Origin of the sequence: Gluconacetobacter diazotrophicus PA1 5 (assembly GCF_000067045.1) — a bacterium.
In the GTDB taxonomy this organism is placed as follows: domain Bacteria; phylum Pseudomonadota; class Alphaproteobacteria; order Acetobacterales; family Acetobacteraceae; genus Gluconacetobacter; species Gluconacetobacter diazotrophicus.
Window position 1 is genome coordinate 3916860 of record NC_010125.1, and the last position, 20795, is coordinate 3937654.

The window sequence follows — 20795 nt, forward strand, 5'->3', positions numbered from 1 at the left end:
ATGATCTCCCTCAACAGCACCATTTCGTCGGCCGACGCATCGTCGCAGCTTTCGCCCTCGGCGTCGTCCTCGGGCGGTTCCACCGGTACATCTTCCAGCACCGACACGACGACCACCACGATCAACGCGGACGGGACCACGACCGTGACCGTGACCAATGCGCAGGGCGTCATCGTGTCCCAGACCACGACCGGCGGCGGGTCCCAGACGGCCAGCGGCGGCACGGGCGATGCGGCGTCCCTGCTGGATACGTATGCCTGATCGATCGGGCGCTGCCCCTGCCCGGCCCCGCGCGGGGGCCGGGCAGGGGCCGTGCCTCAGGACGCGAAGGGGCGGGGTGCGACCGCCCCGTATCCTTCCTGCATGATGTAGGACTGCATTTCCCGGGCCATCAGTTCGGCCTGTTCCAGCCGCAGCTTCACGATGTCGCCGATGCTGACCAGCCCCACCAGGTGGCCGGCATCGTCCAGGACCGGAACGTGGCGGCTGTGGCTGCGGGTCATCTTGCGCGCGACCGACAGGATGTCCTCGGACCGCCGGGCGGTCGGGACGTCGTGCGTCATGATGTCCGACGCGCACAGGCGGTCGATTTCGGCGCCGTGCCGGGCCAGTGCCCCGACGATCGAACGTTCCGAGACCAGGCCCACGACATGGCCGGTTCCGTCCACGACCGGCACCGCGCCGATCCGGTTGTGGGTCAGCAGGTGCGCGATCGCCGTCACCGCTTCGTCCGGGCGGACGGTGATGACGGCCGAGCCCTTGCTGTTGAGGATATGCAGAACGGGAATGATCATGGGATGTTCTCCTCGTTGCGTCCGCGCTTCGTCCTGGCGCGTTGTGAGGTCACGCATAATACATGCCATCGGCTTTCGCCCCTGCAAGGGGTGGCCGTGATCAACGGAGCAGGAGCCGGGTTCAGGGCGCCCCCTGCGCCAGCGCATCGCGGACCGTATCGTCGCTGACCTGGTCGAAATGACGGTAATGCGCGCCGACCGCCAGGAAGGGTTCGGGCTGGCGCAGGCAGACGATGCGGTCGCATTCCTCCGCCAGGGCGGCGAGGGTGTCCGGCGGGGCGACGGGGACGGCGGCGATCAGGGCGGCCGGGTGGTTGGCCCGCAGGGCCCGCAGCGCCGCACGCATGGTACCGCCGGTGGCGATCCCGTCATCGACCACGACCACGATCCGGCCGGTCACGGGCACTGGCCGGCGCCCCTGGCCGTAGGCGCGGCGCTGGCGGGCGATCTCGGTCAGTTGGCGCTGCGTCTGCGCCACGATATCCGCGCGGGGGACGCCGGCGGCGCGAATGGCGGCCTCGTCCAGCACAAGCCGGGGCTGCGCGCCGTCCACCACCGCGCCCAGGCCGTATTCCTCATGCCCCGGCATGCCGATCTTGCGCACGTACAGCACGTCCAGTTCGCCCCCCAGCGCGCGGGCGATTTCGGCGGCCACCGGCACGCCCCCGCGCGGCAGGGCCAGGATCAGCGGCCGCGCGGGGGCCTGTCCGGGCAACGTCCCTGCGGACAGCGCCGGTCCGGGCAGCAGGGGCATCAGCGCGGCGGCCAGGGCCTGCCCGGCTTCCTGCCTGTCGCGAAACGGGGTGAGGTTGTCGTACATCCTACAGACCGAACGGCCAGGTTTCCGGCGCGCCATGCGGCGCGGCGTGGTTCAGCGGCGTGACGGCCTTGGTCTTTTCCAGCCAGACCCACGCATCGAACTGGTCGGCCAGCGTGGCCTCGAAATAGTGGCTGCCGAGTTCGCTGTCGGGCCGATAGATCACGCCGATCGCGCGTTCGCGCCACGGGCCGCGCACGGCCTCGCGCAATGGGCGGTTGTCGCGCCAGTCGAACAGGGCGCGCGGCAGGCCGGCCAGCAGGAAGGCGTGTTCGTAGCTGTCGGTCCGCGCGGGGCGCACCGTCATGACCTCCATTTCGCCATCCCATTCACTGGCGGCGGCGACGGTGCCGCGATCGGTGCCCAGGCCGATCAGCACGGCCTCGTCGCCATGGGCCATGCGGCACAGTTCGCCGATATTGAACTGGCCGGCCCAGCCCATGGCGGTGGCGGCGGCGTTGCCGATATGGGAATTATGGGCCCAGATCACGATCTTGGCCGCGTCGCCGCGATGGGCCAGCAGCGCCTGGACGGTGCCGAACATGTGCCGGTCGCGCAGGTTCCAGCTTTCGGTGCTGCCGCGATACATCACGCGGTAATATTGCTCGGCGGCGCGGACGATGCGGGCGTTCTGCACCGCGTCGAACCAGGCCGCGCCGTTGCCGCCGGACGCGCCGCCGTCATGGTTGTGGCGCACGTCGTGCAGGCGCCGCGCCAGCAGGTCGCGCAACTGCGCCACCACCGCGTCCTCGCAACTGTCCTGGCCGTACTGCATGACGGCGCGGCCGTAGCGGGCGGGGTCGTCCTGCCACGGGGTCAGCCGGCCGTAGCGCGCGCGGGCCGCCGCGGCCGCCGGCGGGTCCACCCGGTCCAGGTAGGACAGCACGGCGTGGATGGATTCGCCCAGGCTGTAGATATCCAGCCCATGGAACGAAACCCGGCGGTGTTCGGGCAGGCCGGCATTGTGGTGGTGCAGCCAGTGCACGAAGGCGGCAACGTCCTCGTTGCGCCACATCCAGCCGGGAAAGCGCGAGAAGGCGGGGCCGCGCCACGGGCGGGGGGCGTGATGGCGCACGTAATCGTCGATCCGCGCGCCGTCGGGCCAGTCGGCCTCGGCCGCGACGATGGTGAAGCCGTGGCGTTCCACCAGCCGGCGGGTGATGGCGGCGCGGGCGCGGTAGAAATCCGACGTGCCGTGCGTGGCCTCGCCCAGCAGGACGACGCGGGCGGCGCCGAAGCGGTCGAACGCGTCGGCGAAGGCGTCGGGCTGGTCCGATACCCCTCCGGGGGCCAGTTCGGGGGCGGGCAGGGGGGTGGCGTTGCCGCGCAGGGTTTCGATCATCGCCGGAGGGATGGTCGGCTGCCCGTTCCGGGCGGGGGTATGGCTGGGCGGTGCGTGGGTCATGGGCGTTGTCCCATCACGGTGTCGCGCCATATGATGTCGTGACGCATCGGGCGTGTTTTCAGCAGGGGCGTTCGAAAAAATCCCTCTGGTCACGATAAAATTCCGCTGAGGCCGCGACGCGGCGGCGGGCGCGCTGTTATCGCGGCCTGAGGCATGCGCGAAAGGTCGGGCGATGGTCGGGGCGCTGGAAACGCGGTGACGCGCGCGGGCATGCGCCGGGCCGGCGTGGCCGGGGCGGCGGTGCTGCTGCTGGCGGCCGCCCTGTGGTGGGCGTGGTCGCGGCAGGCCGTGCCGGTGGCGTGGCAGGGGTATGTCGATGCGGATTTCGTGCGGATCGGCCCGACGCAGGCCGGGCTGCTGACCGGGCTGCGCGTCGCGCGGGGCGACCGGGTACGGGTGGGGCAGCCGCTGTTCGACCAGGACGACGTGGCCGAGCACGCGGCGCGCGACCAGGCGGTGCGCCAGGCCGAGGAAGGCGCACGCCAGTTGGCGAACCTGCAGGGCCCCGCCCGCGACACCGAGATCCGCCAGGCGGCGTCCAACCTGGCGGATGCCGAGGCGACGCGCGACCGTGCGCGGGCCGACCTGCGCCGGCTGGAGGCGGCGGCCCCGGCGGGCGCCGCGACGTTGCAGGCGCGCGACGCGGCCCGTGCCGCCTGGCGCTCGGCCGAGGCGCGCGTCGCGGGGCTGCGCGCCGCGCTGGACCAGGCGCAGGCCCCCACCGGCCGGATGGAGCAGATCCGCGCGCAAGCGGCGACGGCGGGGGCGGCGCGCGCGGCGCTGGCGATCATGGACTGGCGGCTGGCGCAGCGGCACGTCGTGGCGCCCGATGCGGGCGTCATCGCCGATATCCTGGCCTGGCCGGGCGAGGTGCTGGATGCCGGAACGCCCGTCATTTCGCTGTTGCCGCCGGACCATATCGTCATCCGCCTGTTCGTGCCGGAGGGGATGCTGGCGCGCATCCACCCGGGCGACCGGGTGGGGCTGGCCTGTGACGGCTGCCCGCCGGGGCTGGAGGGACAGGTGGATTTCATCGCACCGCGTGCCGAATACACGCCGCCGCTGATCTTCAGCGACCAGAGCCGGGCCAAGCTGGTCTACCTGGTCCAGGCGCGACCGCGTGCCGACCAGGCGGGGATGCTGAATCCCGGCCAGCCGGTGACGGTCAGCCCGGCATGGGCGCCCGCGCGATGAACGGCGCGATGAACGGACCGAAACCCGAAGAGACTGGGGAGTACGTCATCGACGTGCGGGACCTGCGCAAGGATTTCGGGACGCAGCGCTTCAGCCTGTATGAGGACCTGACGGTGCGCGAGAACCTGGAACTCGTCGCCGGGATCTATGAACTGTCGGACCCGCGCGGTGCGGTCGATGCCATGCTGGACCGCATGGAACTGCGCGGCCGGTCCGGCCAGTTGGCCGGCCAGCTGTCGGGCGGATGGAAGCAGCGGCTGGCGCTGACGGCCTGCGTGCTGCACCGGCCGGCGCTGCTGCTGCTGGACGAGCCGACGGCGGGGGTGGATGCGCGGGCGCGGCGCGCGTTCTGGGACCTGATCCACGACATGGCCGGCGGCGGCCTGACGGTGCTGGTCTCCACCCATTACATGGACGAGGCCGAGCGCTGCGCCCGCGTGATCGGCGAGGTGATGCCGACGACGCATGCCATGCGCATCGTGCGCGGGGTGCTGCTGAAGGGAAACGGGCTGGCGGAGATCCTGCCCGACCTGTGGCCGATCGTGCTGTTCACGCTCTGCACGGTCGCGGTCGCCGTGCGCTTCTATCGGGAAACGCTGGATTGATGCGTCGGGCGGTCCGGGCGGGGTGGGTCGCGGGCCTCGCCTGGGTCTGGTTGGGGGGCTGCACGGTCGGGCCGGCCTTCCACGCGCCGCGCGCCGATATGCCGGCGGCGTGGCATGACGTGTCGGCGCATGGCGGGGGTGTCGCGCTGGTGGCGCGGCCCGATCCGCTCTGGTGGCGGATGTTCCGCGACCCGGTGCTGGACGCGCTGGTGGCGCGGGCGATGGCGGGCAATCCGGGCTTTGAGGAAAATGCGGCGCGCGTCGTCCAGGCGCGGGAGCAGGAGGCCACCCAGCGTGCCGCCGGCCTGCCGGAACTGGGGGCCTCGGCGCGCTATACGCGCGAACGGCTGGGCGAGGCGGGATTGTTCTCGGTGCTGGGGGGGGCGGGCAGCGGCACGGGGCAGCCGGCGTTCCTGGGCGGGATCGGCGGCCTGACGCAGGGGACGGACCTGTATCAGGTCGGGTTCGACGCATCGTGGGAACTGGACCTGTTCGGCCGGGTGCGGCGGTCGGTGGAACAGGCACACGCGCAGGTGGCGGCGCAGGTCGCCCGGCAGGGCGATGCGCGGCTGACGCTGCAGGGCGACGTGGTGCGGGCCTATCTGCAATGGCGGGCGGCGCAGGCGCTGCTGGACCTGGCGGGCGAGGTGGCGGCGGCGCGGGCGCGGGCGGTGGCGCTGCGGGCGTTCCAGCGCCGGCTGGGGCTGGCGGACGGCACGGATGTCGACCTGGCCCGCGCGGCGCTGGTGCGGGCGCAGGGGCAGGCGGCCGGATTCCAGCGGCAGGCGGGGCAGGCGCTGAACCGGCTGGCCATCCTGACCGGGCAGCCGCCGGGGGCACTGGACGGCCCGCTTGCCGCGGTCCGTCCGCTGCCGGACCCGCCGCCGCGCGTGCCGGTGGTGCTGTCGGCGGCGCTGGCACGGCTGCGGCCGGACATCCGCGCGGCCGAGGCCGACCTGCATGCCGCCACCGCCGGGATCGGCGCGGCGGTGGCGCAGCTTTATCCCGACATCACGCTGTCCGGGCAGGTCGGCCAGCGCACGCTGACGCTGGGCAGCCTGGCGGACTGGGGCAACACGTTCTACCAGTTCGGCCCCGCGATTTCGCTGCCGCTGTTCCAGGGCGGGCGGCTGCGGGCCGCGATCCGGCTGGCCCGTGCCCGGCAGCAGGAGGCCGCCCTGGCCTATCGCCAGCGCGTGCTGGATGCGCTGGGCGAGGTGGAGGATGCGCTGGTCGCGCTGCGCACGGACGGCGCGGCGCGCGAGAGCGACCGCGCGGCGATGGCCAGCGTCACCGACCGGCTGGCCCTGGCCCGAACCCGCTATCGCGACGGGACCGGCGATGCGCTGGCGGTGCTGGATGCGCGGGCCGAGCTGGGTGGCGCGGGGCAGGACGACATCCAGGCGCGGCTGGCGGTGCTGCTGGATGTGGTGGCGCTGTGCAAGGCGACGGGCGGCGGCTGGCCGGAGGCCGGGGACTAGAATCCTCCCGTCACGCCGTGCCTTCGTCGGCCGGTTCGGCATCATGTTCGGCCAGGCGGACGGTGTTGCGGCCCGCCCGCTTGGCGGCGTACAGCGCGACGTCCGCCTTCGCCACCAACTGGCGCCATGTCAGATTGTCGCCGGCCGCGACGCCGAAACTGGCGGTGACGGGAATGCGGACATTCTGGGCGGAGACGACCTTGAGGCTGCCCAGGCGCCGGCGCAGGCGATGCGCCATGGACAGGGCGGTCATCTGGGTGTGCGCGCGGATCAGGATGGCGAATTCCTCGCCGCCGAAGCGCGCGACCAGGTCGTCCGGCCGCACCTGCTCGCGCAGGGCGGCGGCGACCGCGACCAGCACCCGGTCGCCTTCGGTATGGCCGTGCCGGTCGTTGATGGATTTGAAATGGTCGATGTCCAGCAGGATCAGAAACGCGCGTTCGTCCGCTTCCGAGATCTCCAGCCTCGGTTTCGCCAGGATCTGGAGCGCCCGCCGGTTGAGGAGCTGGGTCAGTTCGTCGGTTTCGGCCTGATGCTTCAGGGCCTGGGTCTGGGCCGCGCGTTCGCGCAGCCTGGCGTCCAGGATCTCCAGGGCTTCGTACAGCGGCTGCAGTTCCCGGCTGCCGCGATGCCTTCGGGGCAGGCGGAGGGGTTCGTCGTGGCCCAGGTCCACGACGGCCTCGCTGGCTTCCAGCAGGGGGGCCAGCACCCGCAGATGCACCAGCAGCACCCCGCCGGCGATCAGGCCGGTGACGGTCAGCGTCGCGCCGCTGATGATCCAGAGCATGTCGAAGGCGTGCCGCGCCTTGCGCCTGAAGTCGGACAGGACGATGTCCAGGTCGTTCGTCCGCCAGGTTTCCAGCGGCGCCAGCGTCCGGGCATACCGGTCGGCGAAGGCGACGGCCGTCTGCGTATAGGGCGTGCCCTGGGTACCCTCGGCGATGATCCGGGCCACCAGGGGCTGCCCGTCGTCGAAGAACGCCCGCTCGGCATGCTGCCGCAGCGCGGCGAGGCGCGGTCCATGATCCGCAACGCTGGGATTGAGTTCCAGCAACTGCCATTCCACGGCCATGCGGCCCGCCAGCCGGTCGCTGGCCGAGACGTTGCGCGGCGGCATCGGGGTCTGTGCGATCAGCGGTGCCAGCATCACCGAACCCAGTCGCCCGGCATTGTCGCGCAGGCCGCACAGGATCAGCGCATGCCGGATCGGGGCGGCCAGCCGGGGATCGGAGCCGATGAGCGTGGCGGACTGCCGTATCATCATCGTCCAGTAGGCATCGTCTGCGGCGAACAGCGCATCGATCGCGCCCTGGACGCCGTCATACCGGTCCGGCCGCTCGGCGGCCCGATCGACCAGGTTCCGGGCCTGCTCCAACTGCCGCAGGGTCTCCTGCAGGGCGGCGGACGACACGGTGCCGGCGGCGTGTGCCAGGGCCTGGTCGGTGGCGGCGCGCGCGGCGCGCAGCCTGTCGCGGGCCGGGGCGGTTTCGTCCGCCATCAGCATGGTGGAAGGGGCCCGTTCGGCACTGATGAGGCTGGCGGCGTCCAGGACCGGGCGAAACCCCTCCAGGCCCGCCACGTCCTGCCGGGTATGCATGAAATTATCACGGGCATGGACCAGGATGACGGTGGCCATCGTGGTGGACAACAGAATGGTGATGGCGCCGCCAACCCACAGGCGGCCGCCCCTCCAGAATCGACGGTGCAATTCGCCTCCAGTAACGGGGGTCATGGTATGATGCCGGCGGCTGCCAGATATCGGTAACGCGACAGCGCCTGGATGAGGCGAGAGTTTTAACCGAATCTTAAAATCCCGGGGCCAACCGGCTGAAATCGGCCTCGTACCCTGCTGATATGTATGAAATATATTTTATGAGGCCGAGAAGTCAATTTACAAAATAATTCATTCTCGCGGAGAGAATTATGATGGATCAAGTATTAATATTCACTAATGCTTGGGCGGCATCGAGGCTCTTTATAAACGGCGTTCCAGATGCATGAGGGACCGAAAAACGAACCGGGATCTTTTCGTTTCATTTTCTTCAGAAAAGAAAAAGCCATTCCATGCATGAGGGACCGTCCATGACCGACCTGATCGACAACACGTCCCGCCGTCGTTTCGAGTTGCCTGTCGGGGGCGAGGTGGCGTTCGCGGACTATGCGGTGGAAGGCGGGCGGCTGGTGCTGAGCCACACCAGCGTGCCGTCCGCGCTGGAGGGGCGAGGCGTGGGATCGACGCTGGTGCGCGCCGTCCTGGATACCGCGCGGGCGCGGGGGATGCGGGTGGTGTCGCGTTGTTCGTTCGTGACGGCCTTCATCCGCCGCCATCCCGAATATGCCGACCTGCTGGAGCGTCCGCCTGGCGGGTGATCGCCGGATCGCCTCTTGGTCGTGGCGGGTACGTATCGTATGCGGTGGGCATGACGAAGGCGCCGCTTTATCAATCGCTGTTCCTCCAGATCGTCGTCGCGACGGCGGGCGGGGTCGCGATCGGGCTGCTGGACCCGGCGCTGGGCATGGCGCTACGGCCGCTGAGCGACCTGTTCCTGCGGCTGATCGCCATGATCGTCTCGCCGCTGGTGTTCTGCGTCGTGGTGCAGGGCATTGCCGGCGCGGGCAGCCTGCGCACGGTCGGGCGGGTCGGGATCAAGGCGCTAATCTATTTCGAGGCGATGACAACGCTGGCCCTGAGCTTCGGCCTGCTGGCGGCGGGCCTGGCCGGGCCGGGTCGGGGCATGCATGTGCCCCTGGCCGGGCGGGCCGTGACGGACGGCGCCGTGGCGCTGGGGTCGGTCGGCGGGTCGGCGGCGGCGCTGCGCCAGGGCGGGATCGGCGCCTTCCTGCTGAACATCGTCCCCACCAGCCCGGTGCGGGCCTTCGCCGGCAATGACGTGCTGCAGATCCTGTTCTTTGCGATCCTGTTCGGCTGCGCCCTGACGCAGGTCGGGCCCGCCGGGCAGCCGGTGGCGCGGGTCATCGACGGGCTGACGGCGGTGATGTTCCGCATCATGGGGATCGTCACCTGGGTGGCACCGGTGGGCGTGCTGGGGGCAGTGGCCTGGACGGTGGGGCATTACGGCGCGGCCGCGCTGGGGCAGCTTGGGCTGCTGGTGGTGCTGTATGTGGGCACCGTCGCGGCGTTCGTCACGCTGGCGCTGGGGCTGGTGATGCGGCGCTGCGGGGTCGGGCTGTGGCGGCTGCTGGTCTATCTGCGGGCGGAACTGCTGATCGTGGCGGCCACCACGGCGTCGGACGCCGTGCTGCCGCAGACGATGGACAAGCTGGAGCGGCTGGGCATACGGCGCGAGGTCGTGGGGCTGGTGATCCCGGCGGGCTATTCGTTCAATCTGGATGCGCTGTCGATCTATCTGGGCATGGCGGTGCTGTTCCTGGCCCAGGCCACCGGCACGGTGCTGGGGTGGGGGCAGATGGCGCTGGTCCTGGGCACCGCGCTGGTGACGTCGAAGGGGGCGCACGGGGTGCCGGGGGTGGCCATCGTCATCCTGGCCGCCACGCTGGCGGTGGTGCCGCAGGTTCCGCCGATCGGGCTGGTGCTGGTGGTGTCGGTGGACTGGTTCATCGGCATTGCCCGCGCGCTGGGCAATTTCGTCGGCAATTGCGTGGCCACCATCGCGGTCGCCGCGTGGGAGGGCGAGATCGACCTGGCGCAGGCACGGCGCGTGCTGGCGGCGGGCGACGATGCGGCGGCCGAGGCGCCGCTGACCGCGTCCTGACCCGCCGGGCCGGACAGTCGGTGCTTCACGGAAGGCCATTCCGTCCCATATAAGGGGCGCCCACCCGAACCGAAGCGCCTGATTGTCCGGAAAGGCACCAGAAATGCCCGCCTATCGTTCCCGCACCACCACCCATGGCCGCAACATGGCCGGCGCCCGCAGCCTGTGGCGTGCCACGGGCATGCAGGAGTCCGATTTCGGCAAGCCGATCATCGCCGTCGCCAATTCCTTCACCCAGTTCGTGCCCGGGCACGTGCATCTGAAGGACCTGGGTCAGCTCGTGGCCGGGGCGGTGGCCGAGGCGGGCGGAATCGCGCGGGAATTCAACACGATCGCGGTCGATGACGGCATCGCCATGGGCCATGGCGGCATGCTGTACAGCCTGCCGTCGCGCGAGCTGATCGCCGATGCGGTGGAATACATGGTCAACGCGCACTGCGCCGACGCGCTGGTGTGCATCAGCAATTGCGACAAGATCACCCCCGGCATGCTGATGGCCGCGATGCGGCTGAACATCCCCACCATCTTCGTGTCCGGCGGCCCGATGGAGGCCGGACGGGTGATCCAGGACGGGGTGGAACGCCATGTGGACCTGGTGACGTCGATGGTCTCGGCCGCCGATCCGCGTGTCAGCGATGCCGAGTCGGAGTCGATCGAACGTTCGGCCTGCCCGACCTGCGGATCGTGCTCGGGCATGTTCACCGCCAATTCCATGAACTGCCTGACCGAGGCGCTGGGCCTGGCGCTGCCGGGCAATGGCAGCCTGGTCGCCACCCATGCCGACCGGCGCGAATTGTTCCTGGAGGCCGGGCGGCGCATCGTCGGCCTGGCGCGGCGGTGGTACGAGCATGACGATGCCGGCGTGCTGCCGCGCGGGATCGCGACGGCGCGGGCGTTCGAGAACGCGATGACGGTCGATATCGCCATGGGCGGGTCGACCAACACGGTGCTGCACCTGCTGGCGGCGGCGCATGAGGGCGAGGTGCCCTTCACCATGGCCGATATCGACCGGCTGTCGCGCCGGGTGCCGCATCTGTGCAAGGTCGCGCCGTCCAAGGCCGACGTGCATATGGAAGACGTGCATCGCGCCGGCGGCATCTTCGCCATCCTGGGCGAACTGGACCGGCTGGGCCTGCTGGATCGCGAGGTGTCGATGGTCCATGCGCCGTCGCTGGCCCAGGCGCTGGAACGTTGGGACGTGTCGGCCCCAGGCGCGTCCGAGGCCGCGACGACCCTGTTCCGCGCCGCGCCGGGCGGCTTGCGGACCACGCAGGCGTTCTCGCAGGCCAGCCGGTATCACGCGCTGGACCTGGACCGCGCGGCGGGGGCGATCCGCGACGGGGCGCATGCCTTCAGCCAGGATGGCGGGCTGGCGGTGCTGTACGGCAACATCGCCGAGGACGGGGCGATCGTGAAGACGGCGGGCGTCGCGGCCGGGCTGCTGACCTTCACCGGGCCGGCGCGCATCTTCGAAAGCCAGGACGCGGCGGTGTCGGCCATCCTGGGCAACCGGATCGTGGCGGGCGATGTCGTCGTCATCCGCTACGAGGGGCCGAAGGGCGGTCCGGGCATGCAGGAAATGCTGTACCCGACCAGCTACCTGAAATCGAAGGGGCTGGCCGAACGCTGCGCCCTGATCACCGACGGGCGTTTCTCGGGCGGCAGCGCCGGGCTGTCGATCGGCCATATCTCGCCCGAGGCCGCCGAGGGCGGGGCGATCGGCCTGCTGCGCGACGGCGACATCATCGAGATCGACATTCCCAACCGCATCCTGCGTACCGCCGTGCCGGACGCGGAACTGGCCGCGCGGCGCCTGCGGATGGAGGAAGCCGGCGAGGACGCCTGGCGGCCCGACCGCGACCGGACGGTGTCCGTCGCGTTGCAGGCCTATGCCGCGCTGACCACCAGCGCGGCGCGGGGCGCCGTGCGCGACATCACGCAGATCAAGCGGCGCTGAACCTGCCCGCACAGGCGCGCCGGCGGCGGTCCGGCGCGCCTTTCGATGGTATTGTGCCCGTTTTGTGTTACGTTGCGCAATAATTCGTCGAACAATGGTGAACAGATGCGCATAGATCCCATGCGGGATCGTCATTAAGGGAATTTCATGAAATTTGTTTTCATCACATGGACATCTTTTCATACATAGTTTGACATATATCTCTGTATAGGCTCTCAGCCGAGACAGCACCGCTCTAGCGGGGCGCGTGCGGCATTGGGGAGCCAGCTATGACTACCTTACCGTGTAGCCCGTGACCTTTACGGGGGTGATCCCCGCTCGCCGCCGCTCTTCCCCGCGGAAAAACAGGCGTGGCGCGGGCCGGGCGGCCCGGGCTCACGCCTGCCCTCGTGCGGGGACAAGGCAGTCTTGTTTCTTGATGGGAATGAAATGGCGGACCGCCCGTGGCGTCCGTCCTGGGTTCGATCCGCGCCGAGAGCGTCCTGAACAGGAAAAAGGTCGCATATGAATGCAATAGTCGTGACGGCCCTGCGACGGCCGTACACATTCGTCGTCTTGTCCATCCTTATTCTCTTGTTCGGCGTCATGTCCGCCCTCAAGACACCGACGGACGTGTTCCCCAACATCAAGATCCCGGCGATCGCGGTGGTGTGGACCTATGGTGGTCTGCTGCCCGACGAGTTTGCTGCCCGCGTCATGTACAATTACGAGCAGGGCGTGACCTCGACGGTCGAGGGAATCGAACACATGGAGTCCGATTCCTACTACGGCCGCGGCATCGTGAAGATATTCTTCCAGCCTGGCACGGATATCGGATCGGCCGAAGCGGACGTTACCGCGATTTCGCAGACGGTTCTGATGCAGTTGCCGGAAAAGATTCCGGCACCGATGATCATGAAGCTGGAGGCGTCCTCGGTTCCTGTCATCACGCTGGAACTGACGTCCGACACCATGACGCCGTCTGACCTGTTCAAGCTGGCGCAGATTCGCGTGCGTACCCTGCTGGTGACCGTGCCCGGTGCCATCGTGCCGCATCCCTACGGCGGCATGGATGCCTTCGTGATGTTTGCTCTGGACCAGAAGCAGTTGCAGGCCCACCACCTGTCTGCGATGGACGTGCAGAATGTGCTGGACAAGCAGAACATCGTGCGTCCGGCCGGCGATCAGAAGATCGGCCCCACGGACTGGATGGTCGCCACGAACGCCCAGCCCCGTTCGATGGAGGAACTGGGTAATATTCCCATCAAGCGCGTCGGCAACTCGGTCATCTACATGCATGACCTGGGGCAGGTGTATCGCGGCGGTCACCCGCAGACCAATCTCGTGCTGGTCAAGGGGCGTCAGGCCGTCATCATGGTGGTGATGAAGAGCGGTGAGGCCTCGACCCTGGATGTCGTGTCCGGTGTGAAGGCGCTTATACCGCGGTTGCAGAAGGTGATTCCGGCCAGCGCGCATATATCGGTCCTGAACGATGCCTCGGGCTTCGTGAAGGATTCGATCATCGACGTGCTGCGTGAAATGGTGACAGCGGCCATCCTGACCGGTCTGGTGGTGCTGCTGTTCCTGGGTTCGTGGCGTTCGACCGTGATCATCGCGACCTCGATCCCCCTGGCGATCCTGTGCGCGGTCATCGGACTGGGCTGGGCTGGGCAGACGATCAACGTCATGACGCTGGGCGGTCTGGCGCTGGCCGTCGGCATCCTGGTCGACGACGCCACCGTCATGATCGAGAACATCGACACCCATCTGGAAATGGGCAAGGAACTGGAGGTCGCGATTATCGACGCGGCCAACCAGATCGTGATCCCGACCTTCGTGTCCACGACCTGCATCTGTATCGTCTGGCTGCCGCTGTTCGAACTGGGCGGCGTGGCCGGCTGGCTGTTCATGCCGATGGCTGAGGCGATCATCTTCGCCATGATCGCGTCCTTCATCCTGTCGCGGACCCTGGTGCCGACCATGGCGAAGTTTCTTCTCGCCGGGCAGACCCATGGCGCGCATGGGCATGACACGCATGGCGATGAGTTGAAGGGCGGCAACGTGTTTGTCCGCTTCCAGCGTGGGTTCGAACACCGCTTTACCCACTTCCGCGAAGCCTATGGTGCTTTCCTGAAGCGTTCCATTGATAACCGTGTGCGTTTCGTTTCCACCTTCCTGGGGCTGTCGGTGCTGTCGACGGGGCTGTATGCCGTGGCCGGCCGTGACTTCTTCCCTGAAATCAAGTCCGGCCAACTGCAGATGCACATGCGTGCCCCCCTGGGTACCCGTATCGAGGTGGCGGGGCGCACGGCAACGCTGGTCAGTGACCGGATCAAGGAACTGTTGCCCGGCAAGGTCGAAGATGTGGTCAGCAATTGCGGCCTGCCTGAAGGACCGCACAACCAGGCCTTCATTCCCACCCCCACCATCGGCACGCAGGACTGCGACCTGACGATCTCCTTGACCAACGAGGAATCGCCTGTGTGGGATTATCGTGCCGTCCTGCGCAAGGGGCTTTCGGCCAGCTTCCCGGGCACGGTCTTTACATTCCAGCCTGCGGACCTGACGGCGCGTATTCTCAATTTCGGCTCGCCTTCGCCGATCGATATCAAGATCGCCGGTCCCGAGTTGAGCAAAAGCTACAAATATGCGGTCGAACTGGTGAACAAGCTGCGTCTGGTTCCCGGTGCTGCGGACGTGTCGCTGCAGCAGACGATGAAGACGCCGACCCTGTTCGTGAAGGGGGACCGGACCTTCAGCCAGGCCACCGGAATCGATGCCGCCGACCTGGCCGACAACGAACTGATGACGCTGTCGGGCAGTTCGACCGTCGATCCCCAGTACTGGTATGATCCGGCCTGGGGCGTCACCTTCCTGCTGAACACGTACGTGACGCAGAATCAGCTGACGCATTTCAATGACCTGCTGTCGATTCCGGTCGACAAGGGGGATGGCGATCCGTCGGGCAAGGGCATGCAGTTGCTGGGTGCCATCAGCACGATCACCGCCAAAGGAACCCCGGGCCAGGTTTCGCATTACAACTCGATGCCCGCGTTCGATATCTACGTGTCGGCCGAGGGAACCGATCTGGGAACAGTGCTGTCGGGCGTGAACAAGGTGATCGCGGAGACGGCGGGCGACGTGCCGCGCGGCGCGGCCGTCGAAGTCGAAGGCCAGGCCACGACGATGCGCAGCGCCTATGTGCAACTGGTGGGCGGTCTGGCGGTGTCGATCGTGCTGATCTACCTGCTGATCGTTGTCAACTTCCAGTCCTGGCTTGATCCGTTCATCATCATCTCGGCTCTGCCAGGGGCGCTGGCCGGGATCGCGTGGAGTCTCTTCCTGACGCATACTCATCTGTCGGTTCCGGCCCTGACCGGTGCGATCATGTGCATGGGAACGGCAACCGCGAATTCCATCCTGGTCGTATCCTACGCCCGTGAGAGGCTGGAAGTGCACGGCGATGCGCTCAAGGCGGCGCTGGAAGCGGGATACGGTCGTATCCGTCCGGTGCTGATGACGGCCGCAGCAATGATCGTGGGCATGATACCGATGTCGATCAGCAACTCGCAGAACGCCCCGCTGGGCAAGGCGGTGATCGGCGGCCTGATCGTGGCCACAATTTCCACCCTTCTGTTTGTTCCTTGTGTTTACGCGATCATCTATAACCGCTCGTCGAGCCGGAAGGAGACCGTCTGATGGCTTCCCTGTCACGTAATACCGTTCTGGCGACGGGGGTCTGCGCTGTGGCCCTGTTGGTCGGTTATCAGGTGGTCACCCGGATTCATGCGGTGACCGAACTGCGCGCGGAGACGCTTAGCAATGCGCTGCCCGATGTGGCCGTTGTCCATGCGAAACCTTCGCCCAAGGATGTGACCCTGACTTTGCCGGGCAATATCGATGCCTGGTATCAGGCGCCGATTTTTCCGCAGGCCTCGGGCTACGTGAAGATGTGGTACAAGGATTACGGCGCCGAGGTGAAGACCGGCGATGTGCTGGCCGAAATCAATGCCCCAAGCCTGGACGCGCAATATGCTCAGGCGAAGGCGGACCTGGCGGCGGCCGAAGCCAAGTACAACCTGGCTGTCGTCAGTGCCGATCGCTGGCATGCGATGGCGAAGTCGCAGGCCGTTTCCGGGCAGTCGGTTTCGGTCGCCGATGCGAACCGCAAGGCGGGTCTGGCGGAAATGCAGGCAGCCCAGCACAATGTCGATCGCTTCGAGGCGCTTGAAAAATTCAAGACCATCGTCGCGCCGTTCGACGGGGTGGTCACGTCACGTGACATCAATGTCGGTGACTATGTCAGCAGCGGGGCGGGGGAGCATGGCAGCAATGGCGATGCCAGCCAGCTCTTCGTCGTGTCGGATATGCACAAGATGCGTCTGTTCGTGTCGGTGCCCGAGACCTTCTCTTATATTCTCAAGCCTGGGATGACGGCGGAAGTTACCGTGCCGCAGTTCCCGAACCAGGCTTTCAAGGCTGACTTCCTGACGATCGCACGGGGCTACGACCCCAACACCCGCACGGCGGTAACGGAATTCACCATCGACAACGACAAGCACGTGCTGTGGCCAGGCACGTTCGCTTCGGTCAAGATGACGGCGCCTTCGACGCCGGGAGTGTTCCAGATCCCGACTGCTGCCCTGGTCTTCCAGGAAAAGGGCATGCAGGTTGCGGTGCTGGATGCGAACGATGTCGTCCATTATCGCAACATCGAGGTGGGGCGCATGGCCGATACCGAGACGGATGTGGTTTCGGGTATCACGGCCACCGATCGGATCATCAACAACCCTCCGGCCGATCTGCTGGAGGGGCAGAAGGTGCATGTGGTCCAGCCGGCCAAGGGGTATGACCAGGCAAGCGAGGAAATCGAGGGATGATCGTGCGATCGCTGCGCCGGACTGTCATGTCCGGGGGGGCGATGCTGTCGCTGGCGGCGTTGTCCGCCTGCGACCTGGCGCCCACCTATCACCCACCCACCTATGTCGTGCCTGCGTCTTGGCACGGGCAGGCGCCGTTCGCCACCGCCACGCCGGCCGATACCCAGTTGCCGTCCAACTGGTGGACCATGCTGCATGATCCGCAGCTCGACGCGCTGGAAGACAAGGCCACGGCCGCGAACGCGGACCTGCAGGCCGCGGCCGAACGCTTCGTCCAGGCCCGCGCCATGGTCATGCAGGCCCGTGCGGACCTGCTGCCGCATTTCGGCCTGGCCTTCGGCGCGTCGGACAACAAGCAGTCGGCGGACCGCCTGTTCCGCTACAAGGGCGCCACCACCGCGACTGACGAGTTCTATGGCGGCCTGGCGTCGTGGGAGCCCGACTTCTGGTCGGAGATCCGCAACCAGGTGCGCATGGCGAAATATTCCGCCCAGGAGAAGGCGGCGGATTTCGCCGCCGCGCGGCTGAGCCTGCAGGCGGAACTGGCCAACGATTACGTGGCCCTGCGCGGCTATGACGCGCAGGATGCGATCTATCGCAAGTCCATCGCCTATTACGAACGCGCGGTATCGGTCACGCAGACGCAGCTTGCCAACCAGGCGGCGCCCAAGCTGGACCTGGCCCGTGCGCAGAACCGTCTGTACGTCACCCAGGCGGCGGAGATGGACATCCTGGCCGAGCGCGAGGTGACCGAGCATGCGATCGCGGTGCTGACCAACAGCGCGCCGTCCAGCTTCCATATCGCGCCGGTCGATACGCTGACCTTCACGCGGGCGGCTATTCCGGTGGGCGTGCCGTCCGACCTGCTGCAGCGGCGCCCGGATATCGCGGCGGCGGAACGGCAGATGGCGCAGGCCAACCGCAGCATCGGCGTGTCGCGCGCGGCATTCTATCCGCATATCTCGCTCAACGCGAATGGCGGCTTCGACGCCAACGGGTTCGACCTGGCCAACCTGGCGAACAGCATGTGGTCGTACGGCGCGTCGGCGTCGATGCCGATCTTCGAGGGCGGGCTGCGCCGCGCGGCGCTGCAGGCCTCGTGGTCCACCTATCGCGAGACGCGCGACCATTACCGGTCCTCGGTCCTTTCGGCGTTTCGCGAGGTCGAGGACGGGCTGTCGCGCACCGACCGGCTGTGGGCGGAAAACGACCGCCTGAAGGCGGCGGTGTCGGCCGCGCTGGACATGCAGAACATGACGATGACCCTGTACAAGGGCGGCCTGTCGGCCTATCTGGACGCGATCATCGCGCAGGAGGCGGCGCTGGACGCGCAGATTTCGCAGGTGCAGGTCGAAACCCGCTATGTCCAGGCGGAGGTGGGCCTGATCCGCGCGCTGGGCGGCGGCTGGAACGACAGGCTGCTGCCGACGCCCGACCAGACGATGACGTTCTCGATCCTGCAATATGACGGGCTGCACCACCCCACGCCCGCCGGCGGCATCGACACGCCGGGCGACACCGATACGCGCTATGACGACCTGACGGGCGCGACGACGCTGCGCACGGGGACGGTCCCGGTTTCGGGACGGTGACCGGGCGGCGCTGACGCCTGCATGAAGCCCGGGGCCGGCTGGTCCCGGGCTTTTTTTTGACAATCATGCCGTTTGCGAAGGGGCCGGCTTCGATCCCATGATCTCTTCGACGAACGCCGCGAACCGGCGCGCTTTCGCGGTCATCATGCGACCGGCGGGAAAGACGGCCCACAGACCGATCGGCGGCAGCGACCAGGCTTCGAGGACCCGGACGATGGCGCCGTTTTCCAGTTCCGGCGCGAACATCCAGTCCGAGGCGATGGTCAGTCCCATGTCGGCCAGCAATGCGGCGCGCAGCCCTTCGGCGGCGCTGACGCGCAGCCGCCCGCCGACAGAGACGGAAACGGCCGCGCCATCGCGCGTGAACGACCAGACATTGGGCTGCTGACTGTAGATAATCGCCTCGTGATTCGCGAGATCCGCCGGGCTCTGCGGCTTCCCGGCCCGTGCGAGATAGGCGGGCGTTGCAAGAACCGAGCGCCCGCCGGTTGCGATTTTCCGCGCGACCGCGGTGGAATCGGACAGCATCCCCATGCGCAATGAAATATCCACGCCCTCGGCCACAAGGTCGATCATGCGATCGTCGAGAATGATATCGACGTCGAGATGCGGGTGAGCCGCCAGGAAGTGCGGCAGCTTCGGGATGACGTGCAGTCGGGCGAATGTCGTCGCGGCGGAAACGCGCAGGCGCCCGGACAGGCCCGCCCCTGCTCCCTTCGCGGCAAGCTCCGCCTCGTCTGCTTCCTGGATGGCGTTTCGCGCCCGCTCATAGAAGCTCTGTCCCACCTCGGTCGGCGTCAGCCCATGTGTGGAGCGGATGAGCAGACTGACCTGAAGCCGGGATTCGAGCTGCGCGATGGTCTTGGACACCGCTGGCTGTCCGACGTTGAGGTGACGCGCGGCGGCCGAGAACGAGCCGGTCTCCACTACCCGCACGAACGTTGCCATCGCCTGATATCGATCCATGCCATTCCTCCTGGGAATGGCGTTTATCGCCTCGACGCATCTGCCATGTCGAGCGGTACGGAGACATGTCTTTCAGGGGCCCGGACAAGTCGGGCCAGAAGAAAGGTGTCTCGATGTCCGGTTCATTCATACGCGCGGCGGCCGAGGAAGAACGGCCGCTGTTCGATGTCTATGCGTTCGCGACGCCGAACAGCGTCAAAGTGCCGATCGCGCTCGAGGAGCTTGGTCTTTCCTATACGCTGCATGGCGTCAACGTCCGCAAGGGCGAGCAAAAGACGCCGGAATTTCTGGCGTTCAATCCTAACGGCAAGGTGCCGATCCTGCTGGATCGGACCGTGGAGAACGGCCCCTTCGTCCTGACGGAATCCGCCGCTATCTTCGTCTACCTAGATGTTTGGTCCCGGGATTTGGTGGTGCGGATTATGTATGAACCGTGATGGTTCTTTTTCCCACTGCTGACAAATGAATTCATATGGAGTGAGGCCGCGCAGGGTCTTGAGCCTGCGGGCGAAATTGTAGGCGGTAACGAAGTCGGCGAGGTGTTGACGCAACTGGTCATGTGTTTCGTAGTAGAAGCGCTTGACGGTGGCGTCCTTGATCGTGCGGTTCATCCTCTCGTCCAGGGATGTCGCGGCTTTGTCAGTCGATGCTCGATATCGAGATCAGCACAGGCCAGTTCAAAAGAGTGGCACCGGAACAGGACACCATCCGCCCGCATGGCCTTGATGTCTTCGGGTGTCCATCCATTGCCGGCCGGATCGGTAAAATGCGTGCCGTTATCGGTCAGCACGGTATGGATGCGGTAGGGAACCGCAGCGGCCAGAGCACGCAGGAAGTCACCGGCAACGCGACGTGTCGCTTTCTCGTGCAATTGGACAAAAGCGAATTTCGAGGTCCGGTCGATCGCCACCAGAAGATAAAGGCGCCCCATTTCAGTGCGGACTTCAGCAATGTCGATGTGAAAATAGCCGATCGGATAACTCTTGAACTTCGACCGTTTCGTTTGTCGCCTTCGGTCTCGGGCAGGCGGTTGATCCCATGGCGCTGAACACAACGGTGCAGGGAAGATTCGCGTCAGATGCGGGATCGTCGCCTGAAGCGCATAAAGGCAATCATCAAGAGGCAGCAGGGTATGGCGACGGAAGGCCACAACGATCGCTTCTTCTTCGGTCGACAGGATGGTTGAGGATGCGACCTTCGGACCGGTGCGTCGATCCGACGTATCGGTCCGCCCCTTCCATTTGGCGACCGTCTTCGGGTTGATCCCGTAGCGTTTCGCCAGAACCCTCAGGCTCTCTTGACTATGTTGTATCGCTCGACGGACTGCCGCTGTCGTCGTGGCGCTTCCGTGGTGAACCTGGCCCATAGCGCATCCTTCCACTCATGTGAAA

At 67.1% G+C, this 20795-nt stretch carries 16 protein-coding genes and 1 pseudogene; 11 read left to right on the forward strand and 6 right to left on the reverse strand.

All coding sequences use genetic code 11. The annotated features are described in order from the left end of the window. On the forward strand, window positions 1-261 hold the full coding sequence (locus GDI_RS18115) for a hypothetical protein (protein ID WP_012228632.1): 261 nt from the start codon (window positions 1-3) through the stop codon (window positions 259-261). Between the two features lie 56 nt (window positions 262-317). Here the strand turns inward: GDI_RS18115 and GDI_RS18120 are convergent, their stop codons facing one another. From GDI_RS18120 to GDI_RS18130, 3 genes are all read right to left on the reverse strand, one after another. Beyond that, entirely contained in the window at window positions 318-794 is a 477-nt protein-coding gene (locus GDI_RS18120) for a CBS domain-containing protein (RefSeq protein WP_012228633.1), read from the reverse strand. A 121-nt stretch (window positions 795-915) separates the two neighbouring features. After that, complete coding sequence (locus GDI_RS18125) at window positions 916-1614, reverse strand: phosphoribosyltransferase (RefSeq protein ID WP_012228634.1); 699 nt, start codon at window positions 1612-1614, stop codon at window positions 916-918. 1 nt (window position 1615) lies between these two features. Continuing rightward, window positions 1616-3016 (reverse strand): erythromycin esterase family protein, encoded by a 1401-nt coding sequence (locus GDI_RS18130; RefSeq protein WP_197535940.1) that lies wholly within the window; start codon window positions 3014-3016, stop codon window positions 1616-1618. Window positions 3017-3211: 195 nt separating this feature from the next. Here GDI_RS18130 and GDI_RS18135 point away from each other — a divergent pair, with 195 nt between their 5' ends. The 3 genes from GDI_RS18135 to GDI_RS18145 are packed head-to-tail and all read left to right on the forward strand — an operon-like array spanning window position 3212 to window position 6296. Further along, entirely contained in the window at window positions 3212-4210 is a 999-nt protein-coding gene (locus GDI_RS18135; RefSeq protein WP_231854167.1) for an HlyD family secretion protein, read from the forward strand. 8 nt (window positions 4211-4218) lie between these two features. Then, complete coding sequence (locus GDI_RS20680) at window positions 4219-4815, forward strand: ATP-binding cassette domain-containing protein (RefSeq protein ID WP_408735204.1); 597 nt, start codon at window positions 4219-4221, stop codon at window positions 4813-4815. After that, window positions 4815-6296, forward strand: coding sequence for an efflux transporter outer membrane subunit (locus GDI_RS18145; protein WP_050935099.1), 1482 nt, complete (start codon window positions 4815-4817; stop codon window positions 6294-6296). Before GDI_RS20680 ends, GDI_RS18145 begins: the two co-directional genes overlap by 1 nt. 10 nt (window positions 6297-6306) lie before the next feature. Here GDI_RS18145 and GDI_RS18150 read toward each other — a convergent pair whose 3' ends face one another. Beyond that, window positions 6307-8028 carry a GGDEF domain-containing protein gene (locus tag GDI_RS18150; protein WP_157871085.1) on the reverse strand — a complete coding sequence of 574 codons (1722 nt, stop codon included), beginning with the start codon at window positions 8026-8028 and terminating at the stop codon, window positions 6307-6309. 350 nt (window positions 8029-8378) lie between these two features. Here GDI_RS18150 and GDI_RS18155 point away from each other — a divergent pair, with 350 nt between their 5' ends. The 6 genes from GDI_RS18155 (at window position 8379) to GDI_RS18180 (ending at window position 18438) form a co-directional block, all read left to right on the forward strand. After that, a complete protein-coding gene (locus GDI_RS18155; RefSeq protein ID WP_012554510.1) occupies window positions 8379-8666 on the forward strand; it encodes a GNAT family N-acetyltransferase in 288 nt (95 codons plus the stop codon). Then, window positions 8663-10030 carry a cation:dicarboxylate symporter family transporter gene (locus GDI_RS18160; RefSeq protein ID WP_012228643.1) on the forward strand — a complete coding sequence of 456 codons (1368 nt, stop codon included), beginning with the start codon at window positions 8663-8665 and terminating at the stop codon, window positions 10028-10030. Before GDI_RS18155 ends, GDI_RS18160 begins: the two co-directional genes overlap by 4 nt. Window positions 10031-10133: 103 nt before the next feature. Continuing rightward, complete coding sequence (gene ilvD / locus GDI_RS18165) at window positions 10134-11987, forward strand: dihydroxy-acid dehydratase (RefSeq protein WP_041249599.1); 1854 nt, start codon at window positions 10134-10136, stop codon at window positions 11985-11987. A 504-nt stretch (window positions 11988-12491) separates the two neighbouring features. Continuing rightward, window positions 12492-15665, forward strand: a complete 3174-nt coding sequence (locus GDI_RS18170) for an efflux RND transporter permease subunit (RefSeq protein ID WP_012228646.1) — start codon at window positions 12492-12494, stop codon at window positions 15663-15665. Next, window positions 15665-16846, forward strand: coding sequence for an efflux RND transporter periplasmic adaptor subunit (locus GDI_RS18175; RefSeq protein WP_012228648.1), 1182 nt, complete (start codon window positions 15665-15667; stop codon window positions 16844-16846). The genes GDI_RS18170 and GDI_RS18175 overlap by 1 nt, the downstream gene beginning before the upstream one ends. Then, window positions 16843-18438, forward strand: a complete 1596-nt coding sequence (locus tag GDI_RS18180) for an efflux transporter outer membrane subunit (protein ID WP_012228649.1) — start codon at window positions 16843-16845, stop codon at window positions 18436-18438. The genes GDI_RS18175 and GDI_RS18180 overlap by 4 nt, the downstream gene beginning before the upstream one ends. A gap of 63 nt (window positions 18439-18501) precedes the next feature. On the opposite strand, the gene GDI_RS18185 is transcribed toward GDI_RS18180, so the two are convergent. After that, the gene (locus GDI_RS18185; protein WP_012228651.1) at window positions 18502-19404 is read right to left on the reverse strand and encodes a LysR family transcriptional regulator; all 903 of its coding nucleotides are present in this window, start codon (window positions 19402-19404) and stop codon (window positions 18502-18504) included. Window positions 19405-19517: 113 nt separating this feature from the next. Between GDI_RS18185 and GDI_RS18190 the strand changes: the two genes are divergently transcribed. Further along, window positions 19518-19841 (forward strand): glutathione S-transferase N-terminal domain-containing protein, encoded by a 324-nt coding sequence (locus GDI_RS18190; RefSeq protein ID WP_231854168.1) that lies wholly within the window; start codon window positions 19518-19520, stop codon window positions 19839-19841. Here GDI_RS18190 and GDI_RS19425 read toward each other — a convergent pair. After that, window positions 19791-20770: pseudogene (locus GDI_RS19425) on the reverse strand (IS481 family transposase). The gene GDI_RS18190 and the pseudogene GDI_RS19425 overlap by 51 nt on opposite strands. Between the last annotated feature and the right edge of the window lie 25 nt (window positions 20771-20795).